This window comes from Pseudomonadota bacterium (assembly GCA_027620075.1).
Lineage (GTDB): Bacteria > Pseudomonadota > Alphaproteobacteria > Rickettsiales > UBA6187 > 1-14-0-20-39-49.
Map to the genome: position 1 here is coordinate 39,863 of JAQCEY010000010.1, position 13,748 is coordinate 53,610.

The 13,748-nt window shown below is 33.9% G+C and carries 19 protein-coding genes and 1 tRNA gene; 7 read left to right on the forward strand and 13 right to left on the reverse strand.

Annotation, left to right across the window (positions count from 1 at the left end):
• The first annotated feature begins 229 nt into the window (after nucleotides 1–229).
• Nucleotides 230–727 carry a hypothetical protein gene (locus O2942_10805; protein ID MDA0782738.1) on the forward strand — a complete coding sequence of 166 codons (498 nt, stop codon included), beginning with the start codon at nucleotides 230–232 and terminating at the stop codon, nucleotides 725–727.
• Here O2942_10805 and O2942_10810 read toward each other — a convergent pair.
• A complete protein-coding gene (locus O2942_10810) occupies nucleotides 718–1,425 on the reverse strand; it encodes a SprT family zinc-dependent metalloprotease (protein ID MDA0782739.1) in 708 nt (235 codons plus the stop codon). The two genes, O2942_10805 and O2942_10810, sit on opposite strands and share 10 nt — an antisense overlap.
• Before the next feature lie 69 nt (nucleotides 1,426–1,494).
• Between O2942_10810 and O2942_10815 the strand changes: the two genes are divergently transcribed.
• From O2942_10815 to O2942_10840, 6 genes are all read left to right on the forward strand, one after another.
• Nucleotides 1,495–1,806, forward strand: a complete 312-nt coding sequence (locus O2942_10815; GenBank protein MDA0782740.1) for a divalent-cation tolerance protein CutA — start codon at nucleotides 1,495–1,497, stop codon at nucleotides 1,804–1,806.
• A gap of 135 nt (nucleotides 1,807–1,941) precedes the next feature.
• Nucleotides 1,942–2,511, forward strand: a complete 570-nt coding sequence (locus tag O2942_10820) for a hypothetical protein (protein ID MDA0782741.1) — start codon at nucleotides 1,942–1,944, stop codon at nucleotides 2,509–2,511.
• Nucleotides 2,496–2,723 carry a hypothetical protein gene (locus O2942_10825; protein ID MDA0782742.1) on the forward strand — a complete coding sequence of 76 codons (228 nt, stop codon included), beginning with the start codon at nucleotides 2,496–2,498 and terminating at the stop codon, nucleotides 2,721–2,723. The genes O2942_10820 and O2942_10825 overlap by 16 nt, the downstream gene beginning before the upstream one ends.
• Nucleotides 2,724–2,828: 105 nt before the next feature.
• Nucleotides 2,829–2,902 (forward strand) — tRNA-Gln (locus tag O2942_10830).
• A gap of 1,324 nt (nucleotides 2,903–4,226) precedes the next feature.
• Nucleotides 4,227–4,379, forward strand: a complete 153-nt coding sequence (locus tag O2942_10835) for a hypothetical protein (GenBank protein MDA0782743.1) — start codon at nucleotides 4,227–4,229, stop codon at nucleotides 4,377–4,379.
• Between the two features lie 1,086 nt (nucleotides 4,380–5,465).
• Nucleotides 5,466–5,591, forward strand: a complete 126-nt coding sequence (locus tag O2942_10840) for a hypothetical protein (GenBank protein MDA0782744.1) — start codon at nucleotides 5,466–5,468, stop codon at nucleotides 5,589–5,591.
• A 1,517-nt stretch (nucleotides 5,592–7,108) separates the two neighbouring features.
• Here O2942_10840 and O2942_10845 read toward each other — a convergent pair.
• From O2942_10845 to O2942_10900, 12 genes are all read right to left on the reverse strand, one after another.
• Nucleotides 7,109–8,050 carry a tetratricopeptide repeat protein gene (locus O2942_10845; protein MDA0782745.1) on the reverse strand — a complete coding sequence of 314 codons (942 nt, stop codon included), beginning with the start codon at nucleotides 8,048–8,050 and terminating at the stop codon, nucleotides 7,109–7,111.
• On the reverse strand, nucleotides 8,043–8,675 hold the full coding sequence (locus tag O2942_10850) for a hypothetical protein (GenBank protein ID MDA0782746.1): 633 nt from the start codon (nucleotides 8,673–8,675) through the stop codon (nucleotides 8,043–8,045). The genes O2942_10845 and O2942_10850 overlap by 8 nt, the downstream gene beginning before the upstream one ends.
• Nucleotides 8,676–8,712: 37 nt before the next feature.
• Complete coding sequence (locus tag O2942_10855; protein MDA0782747.1) at nucleotides 8,713–9,570, reverse strand: hypothetical protein; 858 nt, start codon at nucleotides 9,568–9,570, stop codon at nucleotides 8,713–8,715.
• A gap of 70 nt (nucleotides 9,571–9,640) precedes the next feature.
• Nucleotides 9,641–10,255, reverse strand: a complete 615-nt coding sequence (locus O2942_10860) for a hypothetical protein (GenBank protein ID MDA0782748.1) — start codon at nucleotides 10,253–10,255, stop codon at nucleotides 9,641–9,643.
• Nucleotides 10,256–10,269: 14 nt separating this feature from the next.
• Nucleotides 10,270–11,022 (reverse strand): hypothetical protein, encoded by a 753-nt coding sequence (locus O2942_10865; GenBank protein ID MDA0782749.1) that lies wholly within the window; start codon nucleotides 11,020–11,022, stop codon nucleotides 10,270–10,272.
• A 16-nt stretch (nucleotides 11,023–11,038) separates the two neighbouring features.
• On the reverse strand, nucleotides 11,039–11,221 hold the full coding sequence (locus O2942_10870) for a hypothetical protein (GenBank protein ID MDA0782750.1): 183 nt from the start codon (nucleotides 11,219–11,221) through the stop codon (nucleotides 11,039–11,041).
• Between the two features lies 1 nt (nucleotide 11,222).
• On the reverse strand, nucleotides 11,223–12,038 hold the full coding sequence (locus O2942_10875) for a hypothetical protein (protein MDA0782751.1): 816 nt from the start codon (nucleotides 12,036–12,038) through the stop codon (nucleotides 11,223–11,225).
• A gap of 88 nt (nucleotides 12,039–12,126) precedes the next feature.
• The gene (locus O2942_10880) at nucleotides 12,127–12,639 is read right to left on the reverse strand and encodes a toxin-activating lysine-acyltransferase (GenBank protein ID MDA0782752.1); all 513 of its coding nucleotides are present in this window, start codon (nucleotides 12,637–12,639) and stop codon (nucleotides 12,127–12,129) included.
• A gap of 98 nt (nucleotides 12,640–12,737) precedes the next feature.
• On the reverse strand, nucleotides 12,738–12,998 hold the full coding sequence (locus tag O2942_10885; protein MDA0782753.1) for a helix-turn-helix transcriptional regulator: 261 nt from the start codon (nucleotides 12,996–12,998) through the stop codon (nucleotides 12,738–12,740).
• A gap of 3 nt (nucleotides 12,999–13,001) precedes the next feature.
• Entirely contained in the window at nucleotides 13,002–13,163 is a 162-nt protein-coding gene (locus O2942_10890; protein ID MDA0782754.1) for a hypothetical protein, read from the reverse strand.
• A gap of 8 nt (nucleotides 13,164–13,171) precedes the next feature.
• Complete coding sequence (locus O2942_10895) at nucleotides 13,172–13,447, reverse strand: hypothetical protein (GenBank protein ID MDA0782755.1); 276 nt, start codon at nucleotides 13,445–13,447, stop codon at nucleotides 13,172–13,174.
• The gene (locus O2942_10900; protein ID MDA0782756.1) at nucleotides 13,444–13,680 is read right to left on the reverse strand and encodes a hypothetical protein; all 237 of its coding nucleotides are present in this window, start codon (nucleotides 13,678–13,680) and stop codon (nucleotides 13,444–13,446) included. Before O2942_10900 ends, O2942_10895 begins: the two co-directional genes overlap by 4 nt.
• Nucleotides 13,681–13,748: the final 68 nt, after the last annotated feature.

Consider the following 13,748-nt stretch of genomic DNA (forward strand, 5'->3'; position numbering starts at 1 on the left):
GATTCGATAACGATAGAATTTTTTACGGACTAATTTATCCTGTCATTCGCCGATTTAATCGGCGAATCCAATGCTTGATATTCATAGATTCGCCGGTCAAGCCGTCGAATGACAGTAGTAAGTGTATCGTTGGCTTGTTAAATATACCACACCCTTTATTCACATAATTTATTGACTTTAATTCAAAATACTTTTAATTTACCTTATTAATTATTAGTATGGATTTATAATGCTTGAACTTAATTTAACGCTTGAAAATGACGACATGGCTATAAATACTATATTAAAAAGTATTAAGTCTGATATACAACAAGCAATAGAAGAACCCTATTTTGTAGACTTACCCGAGACAGAATTGAGTTTATTTCGCTCTTTCCTTGATTACTGCAACAACATGCCTGAAAGAATTGACCGAAGAATTAAACTTACTAAGAAGGCTGCTAAAAATTTCTTACTACATGTAAAATCATTAGCGTCCTCTATACTTGTTTCAATAAAAACTTCATTAAGAAAGATGGCGGATATACTTCATGAAATAATTGATACAATGAAAACATACGTAATTTCAATTGCCTGCAAAATATGGAGTATATTTTGCTTAATATTTAAATCACTAAAAGAACTTAATTTTGAAATTTATTTTGATAGTTTATTTCACGGTGCGTTTGGCGGTAAGGTTGGAATGGTTTTCGACAATCCTTTAAACAAACGATACAATCAACCATAAGTATGCAACATAACCCCATTATCTTTAAGCCACTTTCTCGCTTGCGGGTGAGAAGGAAAGATGCTTTCTACCAACTCCCAGAAATTTTTGCTATGGTTCATTTCAATAAGGTGGGCAATTTCATGTGCTACCACATATTCTAAAACATCTCTTGGAGCCATGATAAGCCTCCATGAAAAAGAAAGGTTTTTCTTACGTGAACAGCTGCCCCATCTGCTACTTGTATCCCGAACGGTTATCCTACTGTAATCCACGCCCAGCTTGTTCGATTCTATTTCAGCCCTTGCCGATATCTCTTTTTTTGCTAAATCCTGTAGGAAGCTTCTTACCCTGCCTGCGATTACCCCTTTTTCACCGCAAACTATAAGCCTGTCGCCCTCCAATCTGGTTTTGCCTCGAATAGTCCCGCTATATTCAATTGTATAAACTTCCCCCCGAATAGGAACTTTAGCCCCGTCTTCAAATCGGGTTCTGGTCTTAATGCCTATCTCTTTGCTTTTTGTGATTATCCAGTCCTGCTTGCCATAAAGGAAATTCATCGCCTGTTTTTCGCTTACATGTTTAGGCACAATAAGCTCTACCCCATTATGACCCGTTATCTTTATGCTGATTTTTTTAGCTCTGGGACTAAATCTGGTAGAAACTTCCACCGAGTCACAATCACACCCCAAGCATAATGTTCTTTCATTTTTTATCATAAAATATTACTTTATAAAAAATACAAACCTTCCGAATTGTAACGAAAAATAATTAAAATACTATTAACCATGCATATTATATATATTACAGCTCCATCAAAAGAAGAAGCCTTAAAAATATCTCATAGCTTGATTACAGAAAAATTAGTTGCCTGCTGCAATATAATTGACGGTGTAACCTCGGTATATGAGTGGGAAGGAGAAATAAAACAAGACCCTGAATGCATTATAATTGCCAAGACTTCTTCAGGGCTAGTTGATAATATTATAGAATATGTAAAATATATTCACCCTTATGAATGCCCATGCGTGATATCCGTTAAAACAGATAAATCCGATAACGAATTTAGTAAATGGGTTGAGTCTTGCTGCCACAACTAAGCGTAAAAAGATGATTATTTTATTCTTTCCTTGAACCGCTTCATTTTATGCTCTAGTCTGTAACGCATGAGAAAATGTAACATAATAGTCTCACTTCTATTGACCCTCGCAAGCAATATTTCAATTGCTCAAGCTATGCCGGAACCTGTTACGGATAACGACAGGATTTTAGAAAGACCTCTGATGGAACGATACGTACTAGATGAATTGAAGGCATTGCGTAATGAAAAAAACATATTACAAGTTGAACTAACTGAAAAAGTTGCCGAAGCAAAACTTGAAGCATCTGACAGAGCTATACGTTATATGGCAGACACTACCAACAATATTTTTTATATAATAACCGCAGCCGCCTCTTTGATAGTGCTGCTTGGATGGCGTTCGATACAAGATGTTAAAGGACATATAGAGTCTATTACCTCGGCAAAAATAGCGAAACTGATAGAAAGTTATGAAAAAAGGCTGGAAGAAGTTGAAAATAACGTAAAGATACGTTCCGACCAGTTAATTGCGACTCAGGAGGAGATTTCAAACACAAACAAGCTGCATTCTTTATGGATGCGTGCGGCTATCGAGAAAAACACTGAGGAAAAGATAAATCTATATGACGAAATTCTGGAAATGCAGCCTGATGACACCGAGGCACTTACATATAAGGCTGATACGTTGTTAGATATAGGTGAATCAAAATGGGCATATCACTAACCGAACAGGATAATAACTACTCCATGGCATATTGGCAAAGAGCTTGTTCACAGGCTGATTTAGGAAATTTTTCCGATGCTATAGACGATTTAGAAAATTATATAAACCTATCCTCAATTAATATTACTGAAAAAGTGCTGGAAGAAGAGCCGTTCTTTAAAGAACTAAGAAAGGATGAACGCTACCGCCAAATGGTAACTAAATATATATAACCGGCAATATCGCTAATAAATTTTCAAATATTATTAATATAATCCATAAAAATTGTTGAAACTTGTATAAAATTGCCTTATTAAGATGCTTCGCATTAAAAATGTTGGGGTATGGCCAAGCGGTAAGGCATCGGTTTTTGGTATCGACATCCCAGGTTCGAATCCTGGTACCCCAGCCATCTAGAGCACTTAGCCTTATCTAGGAACAGTTCATACGGCTTTTTCAAGGCATGCTCTACCTTTCCGCCCGTCAAAGATAAGTTCTGGAACACTAGGTTAATTAACTTGCGTTTTTGCTCAAGGTTAGAACTTCTAAATAACAGCCCTGCGTTCTGAGTGAGGTCTAGCAACAGTTTAAGGCTAGTTGTGAACTCTTCGTCTGCACCATCAAAGTTTGCAAGTTGCTTGTTTATTTGCTGCTGCCTTTGCTTTAGCTCATACGACTTTTTGTCATGTTCATCACGTGTAATACCCGTATAATCGGCAATATCATCGCCACGGCCACCGTCTAACACATCTGCTCCGGCACCTCCTGCCAATACATCATCACCACGACCACCATGCAGGGCATTATTTGCACTATTGCCTGTAATTTTATCGTCACCATCACCTGTGTAGACATTCTCGATAACAGTGCCATTTGCAACGTTTAGTTCACGGCCAGCTATCAGGCTGGTTTCACCTTCGCGTAAATCTATTTTTGTATCTGTCGTAACGGCTGCGGCGTTTATAGTGTCCGTACCTTCGCTATCTTCCAGCACACCCCTTGTTTCATAAGCCTCGGAGATGAACCTGCCATATTCATTTGTGTAGATATAGACATCGTCATTGGTGATCTCATCGCCATATAAATGCAGTTTCCAGCTGTTTAATACCGCCTTGTCGCCACTATCTTTATCAACAATATGCAGCGTCCACATGCCGACCCCAAGCTCACCTATAAAGTGACCGGAGGAAAGTGTCCACTTAACCACGCCATTGCCCTGCAGTGATGCATTATCCATCAATATGCTCTGCGTTCCGTCAGGTGAGATCAACGTTACCTGCAAATCACGCAAGTCCGTATCAAGCATATCAAGCTCTACCTCGATCTGATCAATACGCACACCGGAAGTAATTTCAATCTGGCTATAAATCCCTTCTTCATTATTAGGGACTGTCTGGCTTATGGTATTTTCGCCATCAACAACAATTTCATTTGCGCTTGTGGCAGCATCCTTGCCCCATGTTTCCGCTAAACGAACAGCAGCTAACGCATCTACCATGCCAAAGCCGTAATCATGGCTGTAATGCAGGCCGCCACCGTTCCAGTTATCAGCAGCATTCGCTCTCCATCCTGCATGACCTGCATCTGAATTTACTGCCGAATATGCCAATATCTCCTTAACATCACGCCAGCCAAGATCAGGGTTGGCCTCCAGTATCAAAGCAACCACACCGGCTACGATCGGCGTAGAGAAACTCGTTCCCTGTCCGTTAAAATAATCCGAACCGAGCGCAGTATTGCCATCGGGGTCATTTGAGTATCCACCACCATTTTCAATATCGGTTGAGGTAATATCCGAACCGGGTGCCACCACATGCACATTAGCACCGGGCGTTGAAAACGGCAGGAATTTACCCAAACTATCCGCCGCGCCAACAGTTATTGCATAACGTGAATTCATCAGCTCAAAATAGTTGGTGTTCTCACCCGCACCTCTTGCATTACCGGCAGATGCGACAACCACAGTACCCTTGCCATCACGGCCATTTTGTACGGCATCTTCCAGTTCCTCGGTCACATGTCCGAACTCCTGCCCTGAATAAACAGTCGGACCCGATCCGGGATTATACATCCAGCTATTTGTTGCAACGTCCATATCGTATAGGTTATTGCTGTCATCTCTCATACGGAAAGCTTTATCACCATAAGCAATATAAGCAGTTAGATCCGAACCATGAGCAACTCCGACAATTCCATCATTAGCACCTGCATCATCTCGTCTGGCAGCAATTAATCCTGCTAAGAATGTGCCATGTATCCCTTCATCGCCAAGGAAGCTCTCGGAAGTTTGATCAACATAATCCATTTTTACAACGTCATTTACGACATCAACATCTAAGTCAGTATGCTCAGTAATTCCGTCATCAACAATTCCTATTTTTACACCTTCTCCGGTATAATCATCCCAAACTGATATAGCATTTATGGCTTTTAAATACCACTGATCTTCAAATAATTCATCGGTAGGTAAATCCGGTAAGATGTTAATTTCAGCTGTTCCAGTTGCAACGCCTCCATGACCATCTTCAACCGTATAGTCAAAACTTGCTTTTCCTGTATAACCGTCTTCCGGTGTAAATACTACGTTGCCATCTTTATCAATAGATGCACTTCCATGCTCAATATTACCTATAGATATTACCGATAAATAATCGCCGTCAATGTCGGTTGCGGTATTTAAAAGCTCTCTAGATGTAATTGAAAGCTCCGCATTACCACGAACAGTCATTTCCCCACCAACCACGATAGGGTTGTTGTTTGTGCCATCAGTGTGAATTACTTGATCATCAAAGCGGATACGTTCTATACCTGTTAAAGTGTCAGTACCATTATCATGACCATCATTTGTAATATTATCTGTAACTGTCCAAATATTACCGTTCTGAGAAATTGTATAATCATCGTTTAACCCTTGATAGTATACTAAATCAAGACCGTCATTACCATCAATTGTGTCATCGCCCTCACTTCCATGTATGAAATCATTTCCAGCACCTGATATAATATTATCATTTCCACCTGCTGCATTTATTACTATTGATTCATTAGAATTAACCGTTACCGTATCGTTGCTATCGCCCGATATGAATGCATCAACTTGAGATACATTTACAGTACTATCCTCATTACCATCCTTTACGGCCAAACTGCTACTATCCCCTTGAGATGTATAGTAAGATACCTCTCCATCAACATTATCTTTTGTATAAAGCTCAGAGTCAGCTAGAAAATCAATAGCCTGTGCGATTAATTCTGTATCATTACCGTCATCAAGAACAACTGTTGTCTTAGCTCGTATAATATTACCATTTAAATCAACTAATCCAGTTGTATCAGCCGTAGAAATATTAATTTGTTTAATATTATGATACGAAATACTGTTTAACTCTCCAGAATCTGTAATACCGTTTGAATTGCTGTCCACCCAAATTTGCAACTGATTAAACTGGTCGTCAAGATTATTTAATATTCCATCATTGTTTGTATCTAAAAATTTTAGTGCATCCATCGTTGATTTTATGTTATCTGCAAATCCCTCTGAAACAACCTCACTAAAATCTGTTATTAAGTTATCAGAATTTTTATCTAATACTAATAGCCCCTCAGTTGTACCAAACCATGCAATATTATTAAGATTACCATCATTATTTCCGTCAAAATACACTCGTGAATTTTGCAATCCTATTAATTCTATTTTTCCATCATTATTTAAATCTATTACAAATGGATCATTCCATTTAAATCTTTGACCATAATCATATTTAAAATAATCTTCTGCGTAAGAATTTGCTTTCGCTACCGTATCTGTTGCATTATTGAATGGTGCTTTTATATAATTTGAATACACGCCTTTACTTGCATCACCACTTAATCCACCAGCAACCTCAGATACAATGTATACTAAGGCAACAGTCGGCCATGTAATAACATCATCCGGTGTTGGAGCTAATATAAATCCACCAACAAGAGCACCAGCACCATAAGCCCCTATTTGCCCAATAATTTCTGTATCAATACTACTACCTTTGTTAATGATATTATCAGTTCCATCATAAGCAATATTTGAATATTCCCATGTCTTGCTAATATTTTTAAATTTATTTGGGATAATGATATCCCCAGCAGATTTAATAAGAAATTTCTCTCCAACTCCAAGTCCTGGTGCTTGGTTTTGAATTTGAATTTGTCTTTGCTCGTCTAAATTGGTAAAGATTCTTTGAAATTCTAAGTCCAAATATAACTGTGTGTCGGACTTCACACCAACCCCAATGTCGCCAAATACAAAAACACCCTCTAAATCAACGCTTTGCGGCTTGTAATCAAAGTCCAGAAATAGGTCTATAGGGCTACTTTCTAGATTTTCAGGACTGAAAGCAAAATTAAGTGAAGAATAATAGTTACTTTCATTAGCTTTTCTCCATTCAGCTTCATAACTATTATAAAAACTAACTGGAGCGTCACCATTTTGAAAAATAGTTTGGATTATTATATTTTTTTTACTCATTGCAACGCCTTTTAAATAACTTTATTCATAATTTATTTTAAAAATACTCTTAATGGACACCTTGATAGTCCTTTATAACATATCATCTTGACCTTCTATCTAACGATGAAAATTCTACCTAACAGCCAATCTTTTATTAAATTCATCATTATTACTTAACCACTTTTCAGCAAGTTTTTTACCTAACAATCTTTGTTCATTTGTTACCTCTTTATCTATAAAAATAAAATCATCATCATACTTATTCTTGCTTACAGAAGTTTTTGCCCTAGACATCATTGTAGAAATATAAATCCATTTGTAACTCTCTGCATAATCTATAGATACTCCTTCACCTTTATAATACATTATACCAATACTACGCTGTGCTTCTTCATTACCCTGTTCAGCAGATTTTAAGAAATAATCTATAGCCTTGTTATAATCTTGCGTTACTCCCTCACCATTAAAATACATTTTACCAAGATAATATTGTCCCATATGTTCCCCATTATCTGCAGCTTCTAAATTCCATTTCAAGGCCTCACCTAAGTTTTTTTCTACTCCCTCACCTTTATAATACATTCTACCAATTGAGCTTTTCGCTTTATAATTTCCTAATTTTTCAGACTCTAAGTACCAATTCATTGCTTTTTTGTAATTTACATCAACACCCATTCCAAAATTGTACATTAATCCAAGAAAATACATAGCCTCCATATCTCCTGCTTTCGCAGCTTCCATGTACCATTTATAAGATTTTGTAAAATCTTGCTTTGTATCTTCACCAATAAAATACTTAGAAGCCAATATTAATTGAGACTGAGTATGACCACGCTCAGCGGCGTTTTTACAAAAACTTAAGGACTCAGCCTTTGTATTATTTCTATCCGCTCCAACACATGCATGGATTTCTTTATCGCCAGAGTTTTTGTTGGTATCTGTTTCAATAAAAGCTTTTGACGCTGCTTGTGAAAAATTCTTGTTTTGTAAGAAATAAGAAAAACAAAAGACCAGTGATAAAAAGAACAGCTTTAATAAAAAACTGTAATAACATTTATTATCTTTTTTAGACATATCTTTTTCCTTTCAGGATATTATTTGTTAATCGCCAGTGAATATTTATTAGCTTTAAAGATTGATCCGTTAATAAAATTATTGACATAAATACTAGGCATATTTTAACAGGTATCATCAATTCCAGCCTTCCTAAATTTACATATCCCATATTCTCAAATCCTAAAATTGTGATATGCCAAGATAGGATTGAAAAAAATAAAAAGAACGTAAAAAAAGTATATGATTTGAGAAATAACTTAAATGTGAGTTTGTATCCTCTATGCAAACTTCGATAAATATATATCTTCAACCGATCTCTAAAATACCACAACAAAAATACCACTAATATTGCATAGAAAAACCATATCATCCCATAAAGATGGATAAATACCATAGATTTAGGAAGTCCATTTACTTGAGCAAATTGATATGCATAAGTTCCTATGGCAGGTATTAATTCATAAAAAAAGTTTGTAAATGGCTCCATTATAGACATCCACACTATTATAGAATATCTTAATGACTCAGATTCAACGCAATAATAAAGAACATTCCAGTATAACCAACTTGGGAAGATTAACGCCCCTAACCAAAAAATAATTAAATTTAAGTAAGGATTTATTTTGCTATTTTTTTTAGACATGTATTTTTCTCTTAATTAATTCCTTTAACTATCGTATTTAAAATCTTTTATGAACAACATTATTAACAAAAATCAGGACAACTAAGCTTAATAAGAAGCCTGTCATGAACACTAATTGTGGAACATGCACCAATAAGATAATTCCACTTTCCATCCCTTTCAAATCTTGTATATCTCTAAAAAATGATTGATTTAAAAAAAGACTTATTAATCCCATGAAAAATAAAAAAAAGAATATTTGTTTTGCATGCAAACTCTTGTTGCCAAAATAATTTTCTCTTGTTTCCCAGTGCTTTATATTGGCTGTTAATATTATTAATTTGTAAGAATAATATGGAATTAGCATTAACACAAAGAACCATGAAACAGAAAATAAATGACTCATTTTTCTTGATAATTCCAAATAGCCGTCTTGTTTTCCAAATTCATTTATCTTATTAACCAGAGGAACAATAGAAGCTACTTTTATTGATAGTACATTTGTAAACTCAATCCACCTTACAACAAAATTGTTTCCAGAAAATTGAATAAACGCACTGTAAAAAAAGAGCAAAACTAACACGCTGCCTGACATTAAAAATATAAATTTAATGTAGTCTTGAAAAAGAAATGAAGACTCATACTTTTTGTATACCTCGTCTTTTTCTGAATATAGCTGTCTCTTTTTTAAGATTTTGTTGTCATAACAGTCTAAGAATACACCAAATAATGTACATAAAATTCCAATTGATAATCCAAAAAGAGTAATGCCTATTAAGCTATACAGAATTGAATACTTTATATAAGAAATACTTTTCTTTCCTTTATTATTTCTTAAGTTTTTGTTGAATATAATGAACGGTCTAATATCAAACTTAATTTCATCATTCTCCATGACACTTGCCTCTTCATTCATAATGCTACCTTTTTAAATTAGAACTTTAATTAAATTTAAGTAATTTTATAAGAATATTAAAAACTCATACTCAAAACATAATACTGTTCCCTGCAGAAGTTACTTGTATGAATGTTTCTTTAGATTTATCTTCTGCAGAAGCTATTGCAAGGGGAGCCAAAACATACCCAGCGGTACCTAAATTATCACCAAAGAATTTTGCTCCAGGAATTTTAGCAGTAAAAGTATCAACAGCTGCATCAAATTTCTCATAATAATATGCTGTCTGATTAAAACCGTTCGATTGAAGAAGATTAACTGAGGTAGACCTAACCTTATCATTTGTTATTGTTTCAATAAACGCATCTGCTATAGTTATATTAGTTTGTAAATCTCGAATATCTTGATTAAAAATACTTTTTGAGCTTTCATCACCTTCGGCAAGCCAATTATAAACAACATTATTATCCAAGCTAAAATATGAAGGTTCGTCAACATAACCTATATTATTACTTCCTACAGGAATATTAACTTCTAAATCTGAAATATTAATAATATTAGAGCTGTCGTATCCAGTTAAATTATGAATATCAAAATAAGGCGTAAAGTCGCCAGAAGTAGAGTTAAATCCCGAAGAATTACCTGCAACAATATTTAACGTTGGGTTTGTAACGATTGTTGGAATAATTATATATTTTTTAGACATTATTTATCCTTTAGTCATACTTTTTTAATTAATGGTTTTATTTTACGGTAATGAATTCTTACTAAAGCTATCATCATAGGTACACTCAAGAATAAAAATAAAAATACACCTAGTGGATTTATAGCAATAAACCTCTCCAATCTCCTGTATGAATCATTGCTTATATCAATTGAGTCATTATAGCCTGCAAAAAGAGACCAAATTGACAAAAAGGATATCATGCCAAATAGAAAAAAATTTAAATACATAATTACCAAGCGTCTAAATTTTTCGTCATTTTTAGTTCTATAGTATCTTTGGGTAATATACTTTGCAAACCTACAAGAATCCTTAAACAAAAGTGGTGATGTTATTATACAAATAAACCACAAAACTCCATATAAATGCCTAACTCTATCAACTCTCCAAGAATCCCCACGGTCTAATATTTGGCGTGTAATATTATCTATTACAGGTATATATTCCGCCATTTTGTCGGTTAGTGGCTTTGAAGAATTTATCCACGCGTGTATTAAGTTATAGTCTGATGTTTCTGATGTAAAAATAACAATTATAAAAACATATAAAAAAGAAAAGGGAAATATAATTCCAAACCATATTAAACTGGTTGTAAATGGTTGATTAGTAGGGTTTTTGAGTGGTCTCAACAACCTATCAATAATAATACCAAAAAAACCTGTTAAAACAGCAAAAAAACTGCCTAATAAAAACCAGCCACCTAGCCAAAAAATTAAAAAATATTTATGATCTTTAAAATATCTAAACATTAACCACCCCATTTTTTTAATAAGTATCTAATAAAACAATTATTCCAGTTAATACTTTTTGTCCAACAGGAAAAATAGTATCGGGGATTATATCAAAATCATTTAAACTTAAATTAAAACCAGAATTAGATGTTGATGAACTACCGTAAATAGGATCATCTAAAAGAATTGTTGGTATTATTACATTTTTCTTGGACATATTATTTATTCCTTTCCAAAGACTTGCCTGAAATAGATTTTATTACGAATTGATAATTTATTATTATAAAAGCTGTTATTACAGCAATTGTGCCATGCAGTAGAAAATAGAAGCCTACAGTAGATAGAGGTATTAATAGCTCAAATTTTCTAGTGCCGTATTCTATAGTTGAACCAAAGAAAATTGGTTGTAAGCAAAGATAAATTAAAATAAACGATAAACATATTCCAAATAATAATTTGAAACATTGTTTAAACCAAACGCAGATATAACAATCTGAATTATCTTTTTTAATATCCGAATAAAATTTTTCGGTAACACGTCTAACTCTGTTCCTAAAATCAAACGGAAGTATAATGGCAAAAATAGTGTTAGCAATTAATAATACTGTACATAAATTTGTTAATCGTCCTATCCTCCATTCTTGCCCAATTTCGGTAAGGTTTTTAACGTAATGATTAATTGCAGGAATATAATCGGATGTTATTTTTATAAGAGGTTGAGTAAAATTAATCCAACTATCAATTAAAGTGCTATGACCATTTGCTCCTGTACCAATGCAAATTACAATAGTATAGAAGATAGAAAAACCTAAAGAAATTATAGACCATACAACTAATGCTTGTTTAGAAAGAATAACATTGTTTTTATTTATTTCACCTTTCTTAAGCTCTTTCCTATAAATAATAAAAATATCAACAATTATACCTATTATGGCTAGTGATATTCCAGTTTCATAACCAAAAAATAAGCCACCTAATATTAAGGATAACGATGCAAATTTGTATTTGTTAAGTTCTTTTCTAAATTTACTCATAATGCAATACCCGATTTAGTAATTAGAATTACTATAAATAGCAAAAACCATAATGATACTTTTGGTAAATTTCTATAATTAACAATTATTATTTATCTTCCTTATCTCCACCTTCTTTTAAAAGATCATTCAGCAATATTCCCTCCAGACCTTTACCATCCTTAGTAGGTCTAAGTACATTTGCTTTCTTTCCTTTAAATTCAGTCTCATTCAGCTTCTGAAGAAGCTGTTTTGAACCTCCGAAAGGTGCTATTACATCAATAATCCAAAGTCTGTCACCCTGAGTCCACTCTGTAGGTTTTAATTTTATCATTCCTTTTTTTACACGTTCTTCTGTTTCTTCATCTAAATAAGCCCAGCTGATATATGCAATAGGAGTATTTCCCTGACGTATCACTCTAAACTGCTTGCTTTGTAATGCAGGCATTACTAGCCATTCATAATCAGAAATGAACATATGCCTATGTGCCGGAGAATGAAGCATTAGCCAACTTATGCTGCCAAATATGCTTTCCATCGTAGCAGGAATTTGCGTCTTGATATTATCATTTATTACTTCTGTTTCATCTTGTTTATTATCAATTTTCTTATTTTTACTCATAACACATTCCAAACAAATTAACTTTTATTAATAATTGAACTAATACACAGCAAAACTCAAAAAACAAGAAAAAGTGCATTTCGCGTTAAGCATTCTACTTATTGGCGATTTTTGCGACTCGCATCCGTGACATGCGGTTTAAAATCCTCAAAAAACCAGTCGAGTTTTCTGTTACATAAGATTGCTATATTATATAAAACAATCGCAGGTATCCTATTTTTGCCCTTCTCGAATTTATATAGCTGGCTTGATGATATTGATAACTTTCTAGCTAAATCAACTTGTGTGTATAAGGTATCTCGTCTTGCTCTGCAAACACGCTTTCCAAGAATTTCATCTTCTGTTAATAAATACCCCACAACCTACTCATCTAATATAATATATAAATCCAGCATTGAATCCCACAGTTCTGGAAAACTTGATTTTATTTTCATCGGCTCATCCATTGACTTGTTCAAATATTTAAATACCTTCCTTATTTTTTCTTCTTCATCATGACATTTCACATTTAAATTTAATGACATTTCATCCCTTATTTTATTTTCCTGAATAAATTTATTGCTTCCTTTATCAAAAACACCTGATATAGCTTTGGTGTTTCAACACCTGGTACTTTTCCAGAATTTTCTTCCCAATATTCCTTATAAAATTTCTTTATGAATTTTGCAGATGTTAAATCCATTGATTCATAAACTATTTTAAATTCTTTAAATTCATTCTCATTTTTTAGTACATTGGGATATTTCTCTGAGAACGATTTGTAATCAGGCAATTCATAGTGCTTAATTTCCCTTGTATTTTTTTTCATATATGTTTTGCTGATTTTATTGAATTTGAAATACTGCAAAGAAACTCAATATTATCATCTTCAAAATATAAAGGAGTTGTCATATCATCTATCTGGGATACCAACTCATTCATTCTTTTACCAAATGATTCTTTATCAATAATCCTGTTTTTTGACTGCATAATCAGCTTCCCATAGTCTCTTTCAAAAGAGGTTATAATTGCTTCCTGCTCCTTTCTGGACAATAAACTCATATTAACACCCATCCGTTTACGTTATTATTTAGCTGGTATTATCATCCTAAAATTGTGCTGTCAATAAA